Source organism: Nocardia sp. CNY236, assembly GCF_000482385.1.
In the GTDB taxonomy this organism is placed as follows: domain Bacteria; phylum Actinomycetota; class Actinomycetes; order Mycobacteriales; family Mycobacteriaceae; genus Nocardia.
The window spans coordinates 59,634-77,754 of the sequence record NZ_AXVD01000017.1 but is presented as its reverse complement, the minus strand read 5'-3'; the positions used below and the strand labels follow the sequence as shown (position 1 = coordinate 77,754).

16 protein-coding genes are annotated in these 18,121 nt (G+C 67.2%); 9 read left to right on the top strand and 7 right to left on the bottom strand.

What is annotated here, in order from left to right:
- Window positions 1-78 precede the first annotated feature (78 nt).
- Window positions 79-738, bottom strand: a complete 660-nt coding sequence (locus tag K940_RS0112280) for a response regulator transcription factor (protein WP_028477802.1) — start codon at window positions 736-738, stop codon at window positions 79-81.
- A 96-nt stretch (window positions 739-834) separates the two neighbouring features.
- Window positions 835-2,028, bottom strand: a complete 1,194-nt coding sequence (locus K940_RS0112275; RefSeq protein ID WP_155980823.1) for a histidine kinase — start codon at window positions 2,026-2,028, stop codon at window positions 835-837.
- Between the two features lie 153 nt (window positions 2,029-2,181).
- Here K940_RS0112275 and K940_RS0112270 point away from each other — a divergent pair, with 153 nt between their 5' ends.
- Both K940_RS0112270 and K940_RS0112265 read left to right on the top strand, forming a co-directional pair.
- The gene (locus tag K940_RS0112270; protein WP_369797503.1) at window positions 2,182-3,711 is read left to right on the top strand and encodes a TldD/PmbA family protein; all 1,530 of its coding nucleotides are present in this window, start codon (window positions 2,182-2,184) and stop codon (window positions 3,709-3,711) included.
- A gap of 8 nt (window positions 3,712-3,719) precedes the next feature.
- Window positions 3,720-5,096 (top strand): metallopeptidase TldD-related protein, encoded by a 1,377-nt coding sequence (locus K940_RS0112265; RefSeq protein WP_028477799.1) that lies wholly within the window; start codon window positions 3,720-3,722, stop codon window positions 5,094-5,096.
- A gap of 29 nt (window positions 5,097-5,125) precedes the next feature.
- Here K940_RS0112265 and K940_RS0112260 read toward each other — a convergent pair whose 3' ends face one another.
- Window positions 5,126-5,509 carry a PPOX class F420-dependent oxidoreductase gene (locus K940_RS0112260; protein WP_028477798.1) on the bottom strand — a complete coding sequence of 128 codons (384 nt, stop codon included), beginning with the start codon at window positions 5,507-5,509 and terminating at the stop codon, window positions 5,126-5,128.
- Between the two features lie 107 nt (window positions 5,510-5,616).
- A complete protein-coding gene (gene map / locus K940_RS0112255; protein WP_028477797.1) occupies window positions 5,617-6,384 on the bottom strand; it encodes a type I methionyl aminopeptidase in 768 nt (255 codons plus the stop codon).
- Window positions 6,385-6,486: 102 nt separating this feature from the next.
- Between map and K940_RS0112250 the strand changes: the two genes are divergently transcribed.
- From K940_RS0112250 to K940_RS0112240, 3 genes are read left to right on the top strand one after another with little or no spacing between them, the layout of a single operon-like run.
- Window positions 6,487-6,750, top strand: a complete 264-nt coding sequence (locus tag K940_RS0112250; RefSeq protein ID WP_028477796.1) for a helix-turn-helix transcriptional regulator — start codon at window positions 6,487-6,489, stop codon at window positions 6,748-6,750.
- Between the two features lie 10 nt (window positions 6,751-6,760).
- A complete protein-coding gene (locus tag K940_RS27985; protein WP_231390349.1) occupies window positions 6,761-7,441 on the top strand; it encodes a histone deacetylase in 681 nt (226 codons plus the stop codon).
- A gap of 41 nt (window positions 7,442-7,482) precedes the next feature.
- Window positions 7,483-8,592, top strand: coding sequence for a glutamate--cysteine ligase (locus K940_RS0112240; protein WP_028477795.1), 1,110 nt, complete (start codon window positions 7,483-7,485; stop codon window positions 8,590-8,592).
- A 51-nt stretch (window positions 8,593-8,643) separates the two neighbouring features.
- On the opposite strand, the gene K940_RS0112235 is transcribed toward K940_RS0112240, so the two are convergent.
- Together K940_RS0112235 and cobN are read right to left on the bottom strand one after the other, a co-directional pair.
- Complete coding sequence (locus K940_RS0112235; protein ID WP_028477794.1) at window positions 8,644-9,171, bottom strand: hypothetical protein; 528 nt, start codon at window positions 9,169-9,171, stop codon at window positions 8,644-8,646.
- A gap of 167 nt (window positions 9,172-9,338) precedes the next feature.
- On the bottom strand, window positions 9,339-12,914 hold the full coding sequence (cobN, locus tag K940_RS0112230; protein WP_028477793.1) for a cobaltochelatase subunit CobN: 3,576 nt from the start codon (window positions 12,912-12,914) through the stop codon (window positions 9,339-9,341).
- Between the two features lie 235 nt (window positions 12,915-13,149).
- Between cobN and cobG the strand changes: the two genes are divergently transcribed.
- Window positions 13,150-14,364: a precorrin-3B synthase gene (cobG, locus tag K940_RS27980; protein WP_051407119.1), complete on the top strand. Its 1,215-nt coding sequence runs from the start codon at window positions 13,150-13,152 to the stop codon at window positions 14,362-14,364.
- Between the two features lie 10 nt (window positions 14,365-14,374).
- Here cobG and ddaH read toward each other — a convergent pair whose 3' ends face one another.
- On the bottom strand, window positions 14,375-15,220 hold the full coding sequence (gene ddaH / locus K940_RS0112220; RefSeq protein WP_231390348.1) for a dimethylargininase: 846 nt from the start codon (window positions 15,218-15,220) through the stop codon (window positions 14,375-14,377).
- Between the two features lie 132 nt (window positions 15,221-15,352).
- Between ddaH and K940_RS0112215 the strand changes: the two genes are divergently transcribed.
- The 3 genes from K940_RS0112215 (at window position 15,353) to K940_RS0112205 (ending at window position 18,057) form a co-directional block, all read left to right on the top strand.
- Window positions 15,353-15,790 (top strand): Lrp/AsnC family transcriptional regulator, encoded by a 438-nt coding sequence (locus K940_RS0112215; protein WP_028477791.1) that lies wholly within the window; start codon window positions 15,353-15,355, stop codon window positions 15,788-15,790.
- A 72-nt stretch (window positions 15,791-15,862) separates the two neighbouring features.
- Window positions 15,863-16,498, top strand: coding sequence for a precorrin-8X methylmutase (locus K940_RS0112210; RefSeq protein ID WP_028477790.1), 636 nt, complete (start codon window positions 15,863-15,865; stop codon window positions 16,496-16,498).
- Complete coding sequence (locus tag K940_RS0112205; RefSeq protein ID WP_028477789.1) at window positions 16,495-18,057, top strand: precorrin-2 C(20)-methyltransferase; 1,563 nt, start codon at window positions 16,495-16,497, stop codon at window positions 18,055-18,057. Before K940_RS0112210 ends, K940_RS0112205 begins: the two co-directional genes overlap by 4 nt.
- Window positions 18,058-18,121: the final 64 nt, after the last annotated feature.

Below are 18,121 nucleotides of genomic sequence, written 5' to 3'. Positions count from 1 at the left end.
TGTACCGAGTCAACGTCCGACGGCCGGATTTTGCTCCCGGTCACGCGGACAAGAGTGCGGATGGGTCGGGACCACCGGTCAACGTCCTGGGCGTACCAGCCCGGTCTCGTAGGCCATCACCACCGCCTGAACCCGGTCGCGCAGACCGAGCTTGGTCAATACCCGGCCCACATGTGTCTTGACAGTGGCCTCGGACAAGTACAGGTGCTGCGCGATCTCTGCATTGGAGCGCCCCGCAGCGATCTGCTCGAGCACCTCACGCTCGCGAGTGGTCAGTGGATCGAGCACGCGCGGATCCAGGGGACGCACCGGGTCTTCGGCGATCAAGCGGTCCACCAGTCGCTTCGTGACCTTGGGGGAAACCACGGCATCACCCACGGCGACGCTACGGATCGCCGAGACCAGGTCCTCCGGCGGCGTGTCCTTCAGCAGAAACCCGCTCGCCCCGGCGCGCAACGCCTGCAGAACATGATCGTCCAGATCGAAGGTGGTCATCACCAGCACCCGACTGCCGTGCCCGGCCTGCACGATCTGGGTGGTTGCCGCCACCCCGTCGACGACCGGCATCCGCACATCCATCAACACGACGTCCGGGCGGAGCGCCGCTGCCTCGGCGACTGCGGCTGCACCGTCGGCGGCCTCCCCGATGACATCGATGTCACTGTGTGCGCCGAGCACCATCTTCAGTCCAATGCGCATCAGTTCCTGATCATCGACAACGAGAATGGTAATCGGCACGCTCCCAATGTATCGTCCGCGCCCACATCGGTGAGTCGGCCGGACGTGACCGATACCGGCTCGGCCCACCGGTCACCCATGGAGTCGGCCACCTGGTCACTCCGGGAAGTCGGGGTCCAACGGGATGCTCGCACACACCCGCCAGGCGCCATCGGCCTCACGCCCCGCACTCAAGGTGCCGCCCAGTACGGCGATGCGTTCACGCATCCCGACCAGCCCGAGGCCCGCACCCTCGACCAGAGGGGCGGCGGCGCCCTCCGGTATCCCGGAATCGGTGATGTCGATCAGCACGCGCGAGTCGGTGCGGCGCACCCGTACCCAGGCTCTCGGTACCGGGCCGGCGTGCCGCAGCGTATTGGTCAGCGATTCCTGCACGATGCGCTGCACACCGAGACTGACCTCGGGCGTGATGTCGTCGAGCGCGCCGACCGACTCGAGCTCGACGGCGAGGCCGGCGCGTCGCATCATCTCCGTAGTCGCCGCCAGGCCCGCCACGCCATGCTGGGGCAGCTGCTCGGGGGCGTGTTCGGTGCGCAGCAGGGAGACGGTTCTGCGTAACTCGCGCAGCGCCTCACGGCCGGTTCTGGCGATCGTGGCGAGCGCCTGTTCGGCTGCGTCCTGGTCGCGGCGGAGCACATATTTGGCCCCGTCGGCGTGCACGATGATCACACTCACCGCGTGTGCCACGACATCGTGCATTTCGCGGGCTATGCGGGTGCGCTCGGCCGACACGGCATCGTGGGCGCGGCGCTCCCGGTCGGACTCGGCGACGGCGAGTCGAGCGGCGACCTCGGCATGGTAGGCGTGCCGCGCACCGACGAACTCCGCGCGCGTCCAGCACAGCACATAGCACACCGCAAGGAAGACAATGTGCTGCGCGCCGAGATCGACCAGAGCAGTCATCGCCGCCGATGGCCCGAGCAGGCCGAGCAGATACCACCATCCCGCGCGCCGACCGACATAGGCAACCAGCGTATAGAGCATGATGCATTGCGGCAGCAACAAGAGGTCTTCATCGGAGTCGGCCGCCAAACCCACCAAGGACGCAGCGAACGCCAGCACCAGGGCTGCGAGCGCTGCGGCCCGCGGATAGGTGCGGCGCAGTGCGACCGGAATCCAGATCAGCGCACTGACAGCGAGGTAGGTGGGTGCAGTCTTGGCGTTGTCCGCCACGACAGCAGTGACCAGTAGCAGGATGCTCGCCAGCGCCGAATCGGCGACGATGGGTTTGTCCCGGAGCCACGAACTGATCCGATCCACGGGGTTCAGCGTAGGGGCGGTCCTGGTCATGTCCACACCGTCGGGTGACCCGTTCGACCATTCACCATTCGGTCGGCTCCCGCGGTGCGCGGCGCACAATCCGTCGGGGTCCGACACAGACTACTCGTCGGGGTCCGAGAAAGACTACCCCGTCGGGATCCGACAAGGGCTACATTGGTGCGGGTGAGCATCGGGAGTACCAGAGATGTGGACGCCGAGTTTCTCGCTTTGCCCGCAGCCGCGCTCACCGATGCCGCGCTCACCGCGGCCACCCGCGCCGGTGCTCAACATGCCGACCTGCGGGTACACCGACTGCTGACCCAATCGATCCGGGTGCGTGACAGTCGGGTCGAGGCTGTCACCGACCACAGCGCACTCGGCTTCGCGGTGCGGGTGATCATCGATGGCACGTGGGGTTTCGCCTCACATGTCGCGCTGACCCCCGACACCGCTGCGGAGGTGGCCACGACCGCCGTTACCATTGCCAAGACGTTGCACCCGCTCAACCGCGAGCGCGTCGAGCTGGCCGACGAACCTCGCTATGCCGACGTGCATTGGGTCTCGCCCTATGAGCTGGACCCGTTCGCTGTGCCCACCAGCGATAAGACCGCGCTGCTGCAGGATTACTCCAGGCGTTTGGCCTGCGCCGACGGCGTGGATCATGTCACTGCGGACGTACTGCAGGTCAAGGAGCAGACTTTCTACGCCGACACCGCAGGATCGGCGATCACCCAGCAGCGGGTTCGGCTACATCCGAGCCTCACCGCGATCACGGTGGACGCCGCCGCTGGAGTGTTCGAGTCGATGCGGACACTGGCCGCACCCGTGGGTCGTGGTTGGGAGTACGTCACCGGTGCCGATGGTGTCTGGGATTGGGATGGTGAACTCGACCGGATCCCGCAATGGCTGGCCGAGAAGGTGGCGGCCCCCAGCGTGCGGGCTGGGCCGACCGATCTCGTCATCGACCCGACCAACCTGTGGTTGACGATCCACGAGTCCATCGGCCACGCCACCGAATACGACCGGGCCATCGGCTACGAATCCGCCTGTGCCGGGACCTCGTTCGCCACCCCGGACCGACTGGGCGCCCTGCGATACGGGTCGCCGATCATGCAGGTGAGCGCCGATCGCACCGAACCGCACGGGCTGGCGAGCGTCGGCTACGACGACGACGGAGTCGCCGGGCAGCGATGGGACCTGATCCGCGACGGCATCCTGGTCGGCTATCAACTGGACCGAGTGTTCGCACCACGACTGGGCGCGACCCGTTCCAACGGCTGCTCCTATGCGGACTCGGCTCATCACGTCCCGATCCAGCGCATGGCCAATGTCGGTCTGCAACCGGACCCGCAGCGCGATACCACTACCACGGAGCTGATCTCCCGGGTGGACGAGGGCATCTACGTCGTGGGCGACCGGTCGTGGTCGATCGATATGCAGCGCTACAACTTCCAGTTCACCGGCCAGCGGTTCTTCCGTATCCGCAACGGTGAACTCCACGGTCAGCTGCGCGATGTCGCCTACCAGGCCACCACGACCGACTTCTGGGGGGCGATGGAAGCCATCGGCGGGCCCTCGACCTGGCGACTCGGCGGCGCAACGAATTGCGGTAAAGCTCAGCCGGGTCAGGTCGCCGCGGTCAGCCATGGATGTCCGTCGATTCTGGCGCGCGGCATCACCGTGCTCAACACCCGAACCGAGGCCGGGCGGTGACTACGGTGCTGTTCGCGGCGAGTGCAATCGTGGAACGAGCACTGTCGCTGGCAGCGGCGGACGAGACCATGGTGATCGTGCGCGACCACCACGAAGCGTCGCTGCGGTGGGCGCGCGATTCGATGACCACCAATGGGCTGGCGGTGTCACGGGACTGGACGGTGATCTCGGTGTTTCGCGACGGGCCTACCCGCGCCCGCGTCGGCACGGTCGGCTCGACCGGTATGGACGGCGAGGACATCGAATCGGTGGTGCGGGCCGCCGAGGCGGCTGCCCGGGTCGCCGAACCGGCGCAGGACGCCATGCCCCTGCTGGAATCCGGCGCCGTCGACGACGACTGGGCCGAGCCGGCGGGTGGGACGAGCATCGGGAGATTCACCGACCTCGCGCACGACTTGGCCACCGGCTTCGACGGCGCGGATCACTTGTACGGTTTCGCTCATCATCAGGTGCGCACCACCTGGCTGGGCACCTCGACCGGAATCCGGCGGCGCTTCGTCGAACCGGTGGGTTCGGTGGAGATCAACGCGAAGCGCGGCAACGGCGACGATCTCAGCAGTGCCTGGGCCGGAATGGGGACCGCAGACTTCGCCGACATCGACGTATCCGCGGTGCTCGCCACCCTGTCGCGGCGGCTGGACTGGGCCGAACGCACCGTTGCGCTGCCGGCGGGGCGCTACGACACCGTCGTGCCACCCTCCGCGGTCGCCGATCTGATGCTCTACCTCGCCTGGTCGATGGACGGCCGGGGCGCGCAGGAGGGGCACACGGCATTTGCACGGGCGGGCGGAACCAGGGTCGGTGAGCGCCTGACCGATATCCCGCTGACGCTCTGTTCGGACCCGTACGCACCGGGATTGGAATGCCGCCCGTTCGTCGCGGCGACCGCGTCGTCGGAGTCGATATCGGTGTTCGACAACGGATTGCCCATCGAGCGGGTCGACTGGGTTCGTGATGGGGTGATCTCCGCGCTGACCTACCCGCGTGCGACGGCCGCCGAATACGCCGCGCCCGTGGCGGTTCCCGGCGAGAATCTCCTGCTGAGCGGAGGCTCGGATGCCACCGTCGACGCAATGATCGCACGCACCGAGCGTGGCCTGCTGCTGACCACCCTGTGGTACATCCGCGAGGTCGATCCCGCGACCCTGCTGCTCACCGGACTCACCCGCGACGGGGTGTATCTGGTCGAGGACGGCGAGGTCGTTGCCGCGGTGAACAACTTCCGATTCAACGAAAGCCCATTGGACCTCCTGCGCCGGGCGACCGACGTCGGCTCGACCGAGGCCACCTTGCCGCGCGAAGGGAAGAACTGGTTCACCCGAACCGCAATGCCGCCCGTGCGGATTCCCGACTTTCACATGTCCTCGGTCAGTCGAGCGACCTGATACCTCCACGGTCTCGGCGGCAGGCGCCATCAGGCAGAGGGAACGACCTCGATGCCGACGGTGCCGGACTTGCCGCGACGCAGCGTACTACCGAGAACGACCAGCGGCCCGGTCAGCCAGTATTTGCGTCGCACGAGAGCACGCACGCGTTCGGTGCCGTTCGCGTCGAGGATCCTGCCGGTGCCTTCGATCACCTCACCGTGCGGCTTGCCGGTTGCGCTGCAGGGTTGCAGTGTGACTGCCGGATTGCGCCGCAGCCGCTTGACCTTCCAACTGTCGGTTGCTGTCCAGATATAGATCTTGTCGTTCTCGGTCACTGCCCACACCGCCGTGGCGACCGGTGTTCCGTCCTTACGGTATGTGGTGAGCAGCACATAGTCGGCCCCGGCCACGGCGCCCAACGCATTCGTCATGCAGGCCAGCGTATCCGCTTCCCGGGCGGTGCACCCGATCGACGATTCGGGCAGCAGCCGGCGCGGTCCTCGCGTTGAAGGCCGCACCGCACGGTGCCGGTGCGCGGCTACTCGATGGTCGTCAACACCTGCGGCCCATCGGAGGTGATGGCAATCGTGTGTTCCGCATGAGCGGTGCGCGATCCGTCTGCCGAACGGATCGTCCAGCCGTCGGGATCGGTGACGACGCGGTCGGTCGTCCGCGCGAACCACGGTTCGATCGCGATGGTCAGTCCCGATCGCAAGGTGTATCCGCGACCTCGACGGCCTCGATTGGGCACGTGTGGGTCCTCGTGCATGCTTCGACCGACGCCATGGCCACCGAATTCGGTGTTCACCGGATAGCCGTAGTCCTCGGCGACCGCGCCGATGGCCGCGGAGATGTCGCCGATGCGGTTACCCGGCAGCGCGGCGGCGACCGCGGCGGTCAGCGCTCGCTCGGTGGCCTCGACCAACCGTGCGTCTTCGGCAGCGGCGGTGCCGACCACGACCGTCACTGCCGAATCCGCGACCCAGCCGTCGATGCCGACGGCGAGGTCCATACTCAGCACATCGCCATCGCGCAATGCATAGTCGAATGGAAGCCCATGCAGCACTGCGTCGTTCACCGACAGGCAGACCGTATTGCGAAACGGTCCGCGCCCGAACGACGGGGCGTAGTCCCAATAGCAGGACTGCGCACCCCGCTCACGAATGCGTCGACGCACATAGGCCTCCAGGTCGAGCAGGTTCACCCCGACCTGTGCCTGCGCCCGCAGTTCGCCGAGTACCTCGGCAACGAAGCGCCCCGTCTCTCGCATCCGCGCGATCTCCGCGCGGCTTTTCAACTCGACCATCGACCCTCTCCCTACCGGTATTTTAATACCATGCTAGCGGTCGGGATCGGCTGGAATCGAACCGGGTTGCCCACAGTGGCGGACCATCGGTAGCGTGAAGCAATGGTGCGCCTTCCGTTGACCCCAGCGCAGATCGATGCGGGCCGCCGCCTCGGAGCGGCGCTGCGCAACGCGCGCGCCGGCCGGGACCTCGCCGAAGTCGCCCGGTCGGCCGGGATCTCACCGGAGACGCTACGCAAGATAGAGACCGGCCGACTGCCTTCGCCGGCCTTCGGCACCATCGTCTCGCTCAGCCGCGTGCTCGCCCTTCCACTCGACGAGCTCGCAGACGTCTGGCGCTCGGCGGGACTGGCAGAATCGGCCTAGGCCGAGCGCGGTGTCGGCGCGACACACCGACCTGGTCTGGTACGCCGCCTACGGCTCGAACATGAATCCGGCCAGGTTGCGCAGTTACCTTCGCGGGGGCCTGCCCGACGGCGCAACGCGCCATACACCCGGCTGCCGTGACACCGCCGACCCGATCCGCTCCATGCCGCTCGTGCTGTCCGGATTGCTCTACTTCGCCACCGAATCCATCAGTTGGTCCGGTGGGCGTGCCTTCTACGATCCGCACTGCCCCGGGGAGGTCCCCGTGCACGCGCATCTGCTGTCCGCGACCCAATTCTGCGATATCGCGGCTCAGGAAATGTATCGCCGTCCGGGCGCGGTGGTCGACCTCGCCGACGTGACCACCAGGCGGATATCGACCCTCGGTCCCGGCAGGTACGAGACAGTGGTCTGTGCGGGCGTCCACGAGGGCCATCCCGTCTTGACGTTCACTGCTCCCTGGAGTTATCGCGACCTCCCGGGCAACCCTCCGGCCCCCGCCTACCTGCGGCACTTGGCGACGGGGCTGCGCACGGCCCACGGGTGGTCACCGTGGACGACTGCGGGGTATCTGGCCACCCGTCCCGGCGCCGATCGCCGGTGGACCCCGAGGTCGGTCCATGCGCTGTTGGGCGTCGAGAACGCCGCACGCCGCGGTCCACGAATGGACAGGCCCCGTCCACTGGAGTGAACCGCCTTCCCGCTCCTCGGGGCGTGAGTATTCTCACCTGCATGGACGATGGTGGCGTGACCGTCGGAGTAGAAGAAGAATTTCTCCTGGCCGATCCACGCACCGGCGCACCTCTGGCACGCAATGTCGAGGTGGCGCGCACCGCCGAGCATGTCGGCGTCGACCTGCAACTCGAGTTGACCCGCTGCCAAGTCGAGGCCAGCACAGGCGTGCACACCGAGATCGGCACGCTGCAGCAACAACTGCGTGACCTTCGCCGCAGCGTTGCCTCCTGCGCCGAACACAACGACGGGCGACTACTCGCAGTCGGAATCCCCCCGACGGTCCCACACGAGTTCCCGGTGACCGACACCCCCCGCTATCGGCGCATCGCGCAGAACTTCGGCCTGCTGGCCCATGAACAGGGACTGTCCGGGTGTCATGTGCACATCGGCGTCCCCGACAGCGAGACCGCGATCCAGGTCAGCAACTACCTGCGGCCGTGGCTACCGCAATTGCTGGCCATGACCGCCAACTCCGCGATCTATCGGGGTACCGAGACCGGGTTCGCCAGTTGGCGCAGCATTCTGTGGCGGCGATGGCCCAGCGCCGGACCACCCCCGTATTTCGAATCCGCCGACGACTACGAGGGCATGGTCGCGATGATGCTCAACAGCGGCAGCATCCTGGACAAGCAGATGGTCTACTGGGATGTCCGCCCGTCGGTCGCATTCCCGACCGTCGAAGTGCGCGTCAGCGATATTCCCGCCACGGTCGAGGAAACCGCCTTGTTGGCCGCTTTGGTACGCGCAATCGTGGTCATGGCGCGCAAATCCTTGGCCGACGGGCGGCTCGCACCGGCGGTGTCGGCTGAAGTGCTCAGGGCAGCGTACTGGAAGGCGGCTCGTTCGGGACTGGTCGGCGACGGTGTCGACCCGCACGACGGCGAGGTGGCGCCCGTCCCGACCCTGCTGTCCCGGTTGATCGACCATGCCGCGCCCGCACTCGAGGCGACCGGCGATCGGCAATTCGTCGATGAGGCGTTCGCCCGCCTGCTCATCCGCGGCAATGGCGCGTGCCGGCAAGTGGCGGCATTCCGGGCGCGCGGCGAAATCGGCGACGTCATCGCCGAGGTGGCCCGCGCAACGCTCGAGGGGTGTGGTCGATCGTGACCCTCCCGACTTCGCCATGGCACTGCCCGGCATAGGCCGCCCGGGCGCGGCTCACTGGTTGGCGCCTCCTATGCCTCCGATCAGTCCGCCGATCACACATCCGGGCACCGCTCCGATGAAGAAGACGACGATGCCGACGAGCCCACCGAGTACACAGCCGAGCAATGCGCCGCCGACGATGCTGCCGGTGTCGCCGATGAACCGCGCAGCGCCCGGTTCCGGGGTCGCCGACCTGACCGGCGTCAACGTCAATGTGGTTGCCGCTGCGTCGATTGTCGGGGCCACCCGAAGTTCCTCGTTCGTCGCAGTGCGCAGCGTGGTCGGCACGGTCGCGACCACCTCGCCACTGGGCGCCAGGACCGACACCGCAGCATTCGGGGTCACGACGAATGTGCCGGAGGCAAGGGTCATCGTCGCACTCGACCGGTCCGGCGCGGCAGTCGCGGTATAGACCACACCCCGGTCGACCCCACCGATCGTGAGGGCCGAGACCTCGGCCCGGCCGGAGGCCGTCGCTGCCGTGATACCCGTGGCGGCAATGGTCAGCAGCGTGGTCGCCATCAACTTCTCGATTGTCATGAGCCTGTCCATCCTCCAACCGATGCGATCGTCGTGTTCCGGATACAGCCAGGAGATCTCACTAGCCATGCATGATAGACATAGCTACAGCTGGAGTAGGTCGATGTCCGAATTTCTCGGCGTGCTCGAGCAGTTCGCCGGTCCGCGCCACCGCCAACGTATTTCGACTATTCCAATGTGCCTTCGGTTTCGAGGTAGATTCTGCGCAAACGATCGAGAGTATCTGGTTCTGGATGTTCCCAGAGCTTTCGTTCCACAGATTCCAGCAATCTCTCGGCAATACCGTGCAACGCCCAGGGATTGGATTGCTCCATGAACTTGCGATTCACCTCGTCGAAAACGTAACTATCGGCGAGCTTTTCATACATCCAGTCCGCCATCACCGCGGTCGTGGCATCGTAGCCGAACAGGTAGTCGACGGTTGCCGCCATCTCGAACGCGCCCTTGTAGCCGTGCCGCCGCATCGCCGAAAGCCAGCGCGGATTCACCACCCGTGCGCGAAACACCCGGGTGGTCTCCTCCGACAGCGTCCGGGTACGCACCGCGTCGGGACGCGTGCTGTCACCGATGTAGGCCTCTGGATTGGCGCCGGTCAGCGCCCGTACGGTGGCAACCATCCCGCCGTGGAACTGGAAATAGTCGTCGGAATCGGCGATGTCGTGTTCTCGGGTGTCGGTGTTCTTGGCCGCCACCGTGATGCGGCGGTACGCACCGCGCATGTCCTCCGCGGCGGGAGCGCCGTCGAGACCGCGTCCGTAGGCATAGCCACCCCAGCTGGTGTACACCTGCGCGAGATCGTCGTCGGTGCGCCAACTCTTGGAGTCGATCAGTTGGAGCAGACCCGCGCCGTAGGTGCCGGGCTTGGAACCGAACAGTCGGATGGTGGCGCGTCGCCGATCGCCGTGCACCGCCATGTCCGCCTCGGCGTGCGCCCGCACATAGTTGTCCTGCGCGGACTCGTCCAGGTCGACGACCAAGCCGACCGCGTCGTCGAGCAGGGCCAGTACATGCGGGAAGGCGTCGCGGAAGAAACCGCTGATCCGCACGGTGACATCGATGCGGGGACGCCCGAGTTCCTCGAGCGAGATCACCTCGAGCCCACAGACGCGCCGGCTGGCTTCGTCCCAGACCGGCCGAACGCCCAGCAGGGCAAGAATTTCGGCGATGTCGTCGCCCGAGGTGCGCATGGCGGATGTACCCCAGACCGACAAACCGACCGAGCGTGGGAATGCACCGTGATCGGTACGGTACTTCTCCACCAGAGATTCTGCCATCGCCTGCCCGGTTTCCCAGGCCAGTCGCGACGGTACAGCTTTCGGGTCGACCGAATAGAAGTTGCGTCCGGTCGGCAAGACATTGATCAGGCCGCGCAGCGGCGAACCGCTCGGGCCCGCGGGGACGAACCCGCCGTCGAGGGCGTGCAATACCCGGTCGATCTCCGCGCCGGTCTGCCGCAGCCGCGGCACGACCTCGGTAGCCGCGAACCGCAGCACACGCCGAACCTCCACGTTGTCGGTGATGGCGTCGACCGCATCCGGTGCCCAGTCCGCAGCCTGCAATGCCGCGACCAGCGCGCGGGCGCTGGCTTCCACGGCGTCGACTCGCTCGCGCGCCGCACCGCCGGACTCATCGAGGCCGAGCGCTTCACGCAGACCGGGCACCGCGTGTTCGCCACCCCACAGTTGGCGAGCCCGCAGCATGGCCAACACCACGTCGAGTTCACTCTGCGCGACCGGGGGCTGGCCGAGAACGTGCAACCCGTCGCGGATCTGCACATCCTTGATTTCGCACAACCAGCCATCGACATGCAGCAACATATCGTCGAAGGATTCCTCGTCCGGGCGCTCGGTGAGCCCGAGATCGTGGTCCATTTTCGCCGCCCGCATCAAGGTCCAGATCTGCTGCCGGATAGCGGGAAGCTTGGCCGGATCCAGCGCGGAGATGGTGGCATGCTCGTCGAGCAACTGTTCCAGACGGGCAATGTCGCCGTAGCTTTCGGCTCGGGCCATCGGGGGAATCAAGTGATCGACCAACGTCGCGTGGGCTCGCCGCTTGGCTTGCGTGCCCTCGCCTGGATCATTGACCAAGAAGGGGTAGATCAGCGGGAGATCGCCCAGTGCGGCGTCGGTCGCGCACGCAGCGGACATGCCGAGTGTCTTGCCCGGCAGCCACTCCAAGTTTCCATGCTTGCCGAGATGGACCATCGCATCGGCGCCGAATCCCTCGGTCGCACCGAGCCATCGGTAGGCCGCCAGATAGTGGTGGCTGGGTGGCAGGTCGGGATCGTGGTAGATCGCGACGGGGTTCTCGCCGAAACCCCTCGGCGGCTGCACCATGAGTACGACATTGCCGAAGCGCAGTGCGGCGATGACGATCTCGCCGGCCGGGTCGGAGGATCGATCGACATAGAGTTCGCCCGGCGGAGGTCCCCACGCCTCGACGACCGCGGCGCGCAAGTCGTCGGCCACGGTGTCGAACCACGCGGCGTAGGTCGCCGCGTCGATGCGAATCGGATTGCCTGCCAACTGGTCGTCGGTCAACCAGTCCGGATCCTGTCCGCCTGCTTCGATCAACGCATGAATCAAGAGGTCACCGTCTTGTTCGTCCAAGCCGGGAACGTCGCCGGGCGCGCCCAGGTCGTACCCGGCGGCACGCATCGCGGTGAGCAGACGAATCGCGCTGGCCGGCGTGTCCAGACCGACGGCGTTGCCGATACGCGCATGTTTGGTGGGGTAGGCCGACAGCATGACCACGACACGCTTGTCGGCGGTCGGAATGTGGCGCAGCCGGGCGTGCCGGGTAGCGATGCCGGCTACACGGGCGGCGCGTTCGGGATCGGGCACATAGGTGGACAGGCCGTCGGCGTCGAACTCCTTGAACGAGAACGGAACCGTGATGATGCGCCCATCGAATTCCGGCACCGCGACCTGGGTGGCTACATCCAGCGGTGACATTCCGTCGTCATTGGCCGCCCATTGCTCCCGACCGGTGGTCGAGCACAGAGCCTGCAGGATGGGCACATCCAGTTGGGCCAGCGCACCGACATCCCACGCCTCGTCCTCGCCCCCCGCCGAGACCGTGGCCGGTCTGCTGCCGCCCGCAGCCAGCACCGTCACCACCAGCGCGTCGGCTCGACGCAGCGCCGCGAGCAGGCCCGGTTCGGCGTTGCGCAGGGACGCGCAATACAGAGGTAGCGCACGCGCGCCCGACTGTTCGAGTGCGGCGCACAGCGCCTCGATATAGGCAGTGTTGCCGGCGAGATGTTGTGCGCGGTAGTAGATCACTGCGACCGTGGGGCCGTCGATTCGCGGGGCGCCGGCCCGGTCCAGCTCTCCCCAGCTCGGAAGTTGCATCGGCGGTTCGAAGCCGTGTCCGGTGAGCAGTACGGTGTCGGACAGGAAGTTGTGCAACTGGCGCAGATTGTCCGGGCCCCCCGCGGCGAGGTAGTTGTGCGCGTCCGCCGCGACACCGCCGGGCACAGTGGAGCATTCCATCAGTTCGGCGTCCGGGGCGCTTTCACCACCGACAGCGACCAGCGGAATTCCGCTGGCACGCAGCGCTGCCAACCCGTCCTCCCACGCACGCTTGCCACCGAGCAGGCGCACGATCACCGCGTCGGCACCGTCGAGCAGCGCGGGCAGGTCGTCGAGCAACAGCCGAGCCGGATTGCCCCACCGATAAGGGGCGCCGCTGGCGCGGGCACTGAGCAAGTCGGTGTCGGAGGTGGACAGCAGCACGATCACAGTGGCAGCCTTCCTCGGGCGGCGCCCGTCAGAGGTTCGCTGCTCGCCGGAGAGGGTCGCGCTTCGGTGGCGCACCGCGCGGGACTGTCGCCGGCTCCTCGTCGCCCGCCGAGCACGCCGATGGTACCTGTCCGCCCGGCTGGGCTCGTTGCGCCCATACCGCCTCCGGGCCCGATTGCGATTCGGGCCAGCCGGCGGGGCAGTGATCGTCACAGCGCCGTAGGCTGGATCGGCGATGACACGACGTGGTCCGGATTCTTGTCCTGGGGTGCTGCGGCTGCACGAGGCGGCCGACGGCCCGCTGGCGCGCATCCGTGTTCCTGGCGGCCGGCTCGAGTCTGCACAGATGCACGCGCTCGCTCAGGTCGCCCAGGATGCGGCAGATGGCCCACTCGAACTCACTGCCCGCGGCAACGTCCAGGTGCGCGGCGTGCACGATGTGAGCGCATTGACCCGCCGGCTCACCGAGGTGGGCATGGTGCCCAGCCGCACCCACGAGCGAGTACGCAATATCGTTGCCTCGCCGCTGTCGGGACGCATCGGCGGCGGCGTCGACGTACACCCCCTGGCTGCCGCACTCGACGCCGGGATACTGGCCGCGCCGCGACTGGCCGATCTACCTGGCCGCGTGTTGTTCACCCTCGACGACGGGCGCGGCGATGTGAGCGGACTCGGTGCCGACATCGGCGTCCACGCCCTCGCCCAGGGCGAATTCGCGTTGGTGCTGGCAGGCAGCGACAGCGGAGTGCGTCTCGCGGCCGAAGATGTGGTCGAGGTCGTGCTCGCGGCGGCGCACGCATTCCTCGAACTGCGGGGGAACACGTCGAACTATTGGCGGTTGAGCGACATCGAACACGGTTCGCGACACCTGATCGATCGGCTCGGTTGCACGCCCACTGCCGATCGACTCGAATTCACCGCGACACCGAGCATTCCGATCGGGTGGCTCGAGCAGAACGATGGCCTGATCGGCCTGGGCGCCGGGGTGCGGCTGGGCACACTCTCCGCGCGTACCGCCGAGTTCCTCGCCGCAACCGAACGACCGACGATCCTCACCCCGTGGCGCAGTCTGGTGCTCACCGACCTGTCCGAGGCAGCCGCCGACACCGTGGTGCGCGTACTGGCCCCGATGGGTTTGATCTTCGACCGCGATTCGCCCTGGCTCCTGGTCAGCGCGTGCGCGGGCCTGCCGGGCTGCGCGAAGTCGCACGCCGATGTGCGGGCGGACGCCGCCGCCGCGGTCGGCACCGGACGCATGCCGCCCGAGACGGCCGCGGGCGAGTCGACAACCGCAACGCAGGACGCCCCGCGTGGACGCCAGCATTGGTCCGGCTGCGAACGCCGCTGTGGCCGCCCGCGCGGTCAGGTCACCGACATCGTGGCCACGCACGCGGGATATCGCATCGACCGCTCCTCGAGCACCTCGACGAGCCCACCGCCGGATCTCTGAGAATCGGCCATCACCGTCGATGGATTTCCAGAGTGCAGCACTTCACAGCGCCGCCCGCTTTACGCAGTTCGGACATATCGATCCCCACCGGATGGAAGCCACGGGCGCGCAGAGCCGCGCTCAACTCGTCGGCGCCACTGCTGAGGAAGACATTGCGCCCGTCACAGACGCCGTTCAATCCGAGCACGGCGGCGTCGGCGGCCGTAGCGACGATCGCATCGGGGTACAGGTCGGCCAGGATCGCGCGGGCGGCTGAATCGAACGCGGGCGGATAGTAGGCGACGGAGTGGGAACCCAAGGCGAGCAATGCCGTATCCAGGTGATAGAAGCGCGGGTCGACCAGTCTCAACGAGACGACCGGCAGCTGGAAATGGCGCGACACTTCGTTGTGCGCGGCGGGTGAACTACGAAACCCCATGCCTGCCAGGACTCGATCACCGACGACGAGAAAGTCGCCCTCGCCCTCGTTCGGTTCCGTAGCCGCGACCGGAGCCGCCAGCTGCGACCGGGTGAGCCAGCGATGGAAGGCAGGACCCTCGGCGGCACGTTGCGGATGGGTGAAACGCGCAGACATGGCACGATCACCGACGATCAGCCCGCCATTTGCGGCGAACACCATATCCGGCAACCCGGGCACAGCCGGCACCACATCGACCTGGTGTCCGTACTGCTCGTATGCGGCGCGCAACTGCTCCCACTGACCGATCGCGCGCGAGCGGTCGACCGGCTCAGCAGGATTCATCCACGGGTTGATCGAATAGGTGACGTCGAAATAGTCGGGGCGACACATGACGAACCGCCGCGGCGAGGACCGATGCGCGGCGGATGCGGCGGGGCGAGCAGCGACAGATGTCAACGAAACTCCGGGGTCGACGCGAACCTCTGCCGGACCACAGTAGATCGCCTACTGTTGCGCGGGTAAGCACGATTCGTTGTGCATCCGGCCCAGATATCGGCTGCTCATTGCGCGTGATGGGAGAACGGCGACATGGACGACCTCGACCGTCGAATTCTCGAACACCTGCTCGAGCACGCGCGCGCGTCCTTCCAGGAGATCGGTGGCGCGGTCGGGCTGTCGGCGCCCGCGGTGAAGCGGCGAGTCGACCGACTGGTGGCCAAAGGCCAGATCACCGGATTCACCGCGGTGGTCGATCCGGCCGCCCTGGGGTGGACAACCGAGGCCTACGTCGAGGTCTACTACCGCGACAACATCTCCCCTGCCGAGCTCGAACACAGCCTGGAACCGATTCCGCAAGTGGTCGGCGTATGGACCATTGCAGGGGAAGCCGACGCCCTGGTGCACGTGATGGCCACCGATATGGCCGAGATCGAAGGGACTGTGGAGCGAATTCGGCAGAACGCACGGGTGGGGCGTACGCGAAGTTCGATCGTGATGTCCCGGATACTCGAACGTCCGCGTACGTGAGTCCACAACCCGCTCGCCCACGACGACGCCCCGGACCGAGCGATGCGGCCAGGGACCCATAGGGTGGATCGCATGTCCGATGTGCGCGCCGACTACCTCACCGACGGGGCGGAGATCTACCGTCGCTCGTTCGCGACGATCCGCGCCGAAGCCGATCTCCACGGGTTCCCTCCGGACGTGGCGCAGGTGGTGGTGCGGATGATCCATGCCAGCGGCCAGGTGGATCTCGCGCAGGACATCGCCTTCTCATCCGGAGTGGTCGTCGCGGCGCGCGCGGCACTGCGGTCGGGTGCACCGATTCTGTGCGACGCGACCATGGTCGCCTCCGGCATCACCCGGACGCGCCTGCCCGCGGCCAATGCGGTGCGATGCCTACTCGCCGATCCACGGGTACCGGACCTCGCCGCGAGCATGGGCACCACGCGCTCCGCAGCGGCAGTGCAGCTGTGGCGCGACGAACTCGCGGGCGCGGTCGTCGCCATCGGCAATGCCCCGACCGCACTGTTGCACCTGTTGGATCTGCTGGCCGCCGGCGCCCCCCGCCCGGCCGCAGTGCTGGGTATCCCGGTCGGCTTCATCGGCGCGGCCGAATCCAAGGACGCGCTGATCGATGCCGGTGACCTCGAATACCTCACGGTTCGCGGCAGGCGCGGCGGCAGCGCCATCACCGCAGCCGCAGTGAACGCGATCGCGAGCGAACAGGAATGAGTGCGCCGGGCAAGCTGTGGGGTGTTGGACTCGGCCCGGGCGATCCCGAACTGGTGACGGTCAAGGCGGCCAGAGTGATCGAGGCCGCCGATGTGGTCGCGTTCCACAGCGCCCGTCACGGCCGCAGTATCTCCCGCCGCATAGCGGCGCCGTACATGCGCCCGGGTCAACTGGAGGAACATCTGATCTACCCGGTGACCACCGAAACCACCGACCATCCCGGCGGCTACCGCGGCGCGATCGACGAATTCTACGAACACGCCGCCGAACGGCTGGCCGAGCACCTGACCGCTGGTCGCACGGTCGCATTGTTGGCCGCCGGAGACCCGCTGTTCTACAGCTCGTACATGCACATGCACCGACGGCTGGCCGACCGATTCGAGACCGATATCGTCCCTGGAGTGACCTCGGTCAGCGCCGCATCGGCCGCACTACACATGCCGCTGGTCGAGGGCGAGCAGGTGCTCACCGTGCTTCCGGGCACGATGCCGGTCGACGAACTCACCCGCCGACTGCGCACGACCGACGCCGCGGCGATCATGAAGTTGGGTCGAACCTATCCGGCGGTGCGCCAAGCCCTTGCCGACTCCGGTCGGCTCGCCGACGCCTACTACGTCGAACGCGCAAGTTCCCCCGATCAACGCGTCCAGCACGCCGATGCGGTCGACGCCGCCGAGGTCCCCTACTTCGCCATCGCAGTACTGCCTGGACCGCAGCCGACCACTCCGTTGCCCTCCGCTGACGCGACCGCCGACCGACGAATTGCCGCGCAAGACACCACCGACTGTATCGGCGAGGTCACCGTCGTGGGACTGGGCCCCGGCGCGCCGGAATGGACCACCGAGGAGGTGCGAGTGGCCCTGGAGTGCGCCACCGACCTGGTCGGATACACCACCTACCTCGACCGTGTTCCGCAACGGCCCGGTCAGCGCCGCCACGCCAGCGACAACCGGGTGGAGTCCGAACGCGCCGCGATGGCCTTGGACTTGGCCAGACGAGGCGCTCGCGTGACCGTGGTCTCCTCCGGCGATCCGGGGGTCTTCGCCATGGCCGCGGCCGTGATCGAAGAATCCACCGATCCGCAATGGCGCGCAGTACCGGTGCGGGTGCTGCCGGGAATGACCGCGGCCCACGCGGTGGCCAGCCGAGTCGGCGCCCCGCTCGGGCACGACTACGCAACGATCTCGCTGTCGGATCGACTGAAGCCATGGGACACCGTGGCGCAGCGGCTCTCGGCGGTGGCGGCCGCCGACATGGCCATCGCGGTCTACAACCCGGCGTCGCCGCAACGTACCTGGCAGGTGGGTGCGATGCGCGACATTGTGCTGCGCTATCGCGAACCCAGCACTCCGGTGGTGCTCGGGCGCGACGTCGGCGGACCTTCCGAGTCGGTCCGAGTGGTCCAGCTCGGCGAGCTCGACCCCACCGAAGTGGACATGCGCACGCTGCTGATCATCGGCGCGTCCACCACCACGACCTTCGACAGCGAACACGGCGCCCGTGTCTACACCTCCCGACGCTACGGCCAGGTACGCGACCCAGCAGCCGGTGGCGCGTAGGATCGCCTACGCATCATGGATCGCACAGGTCGTGGCCGCGACATGCCGCTTACATTCCACTATG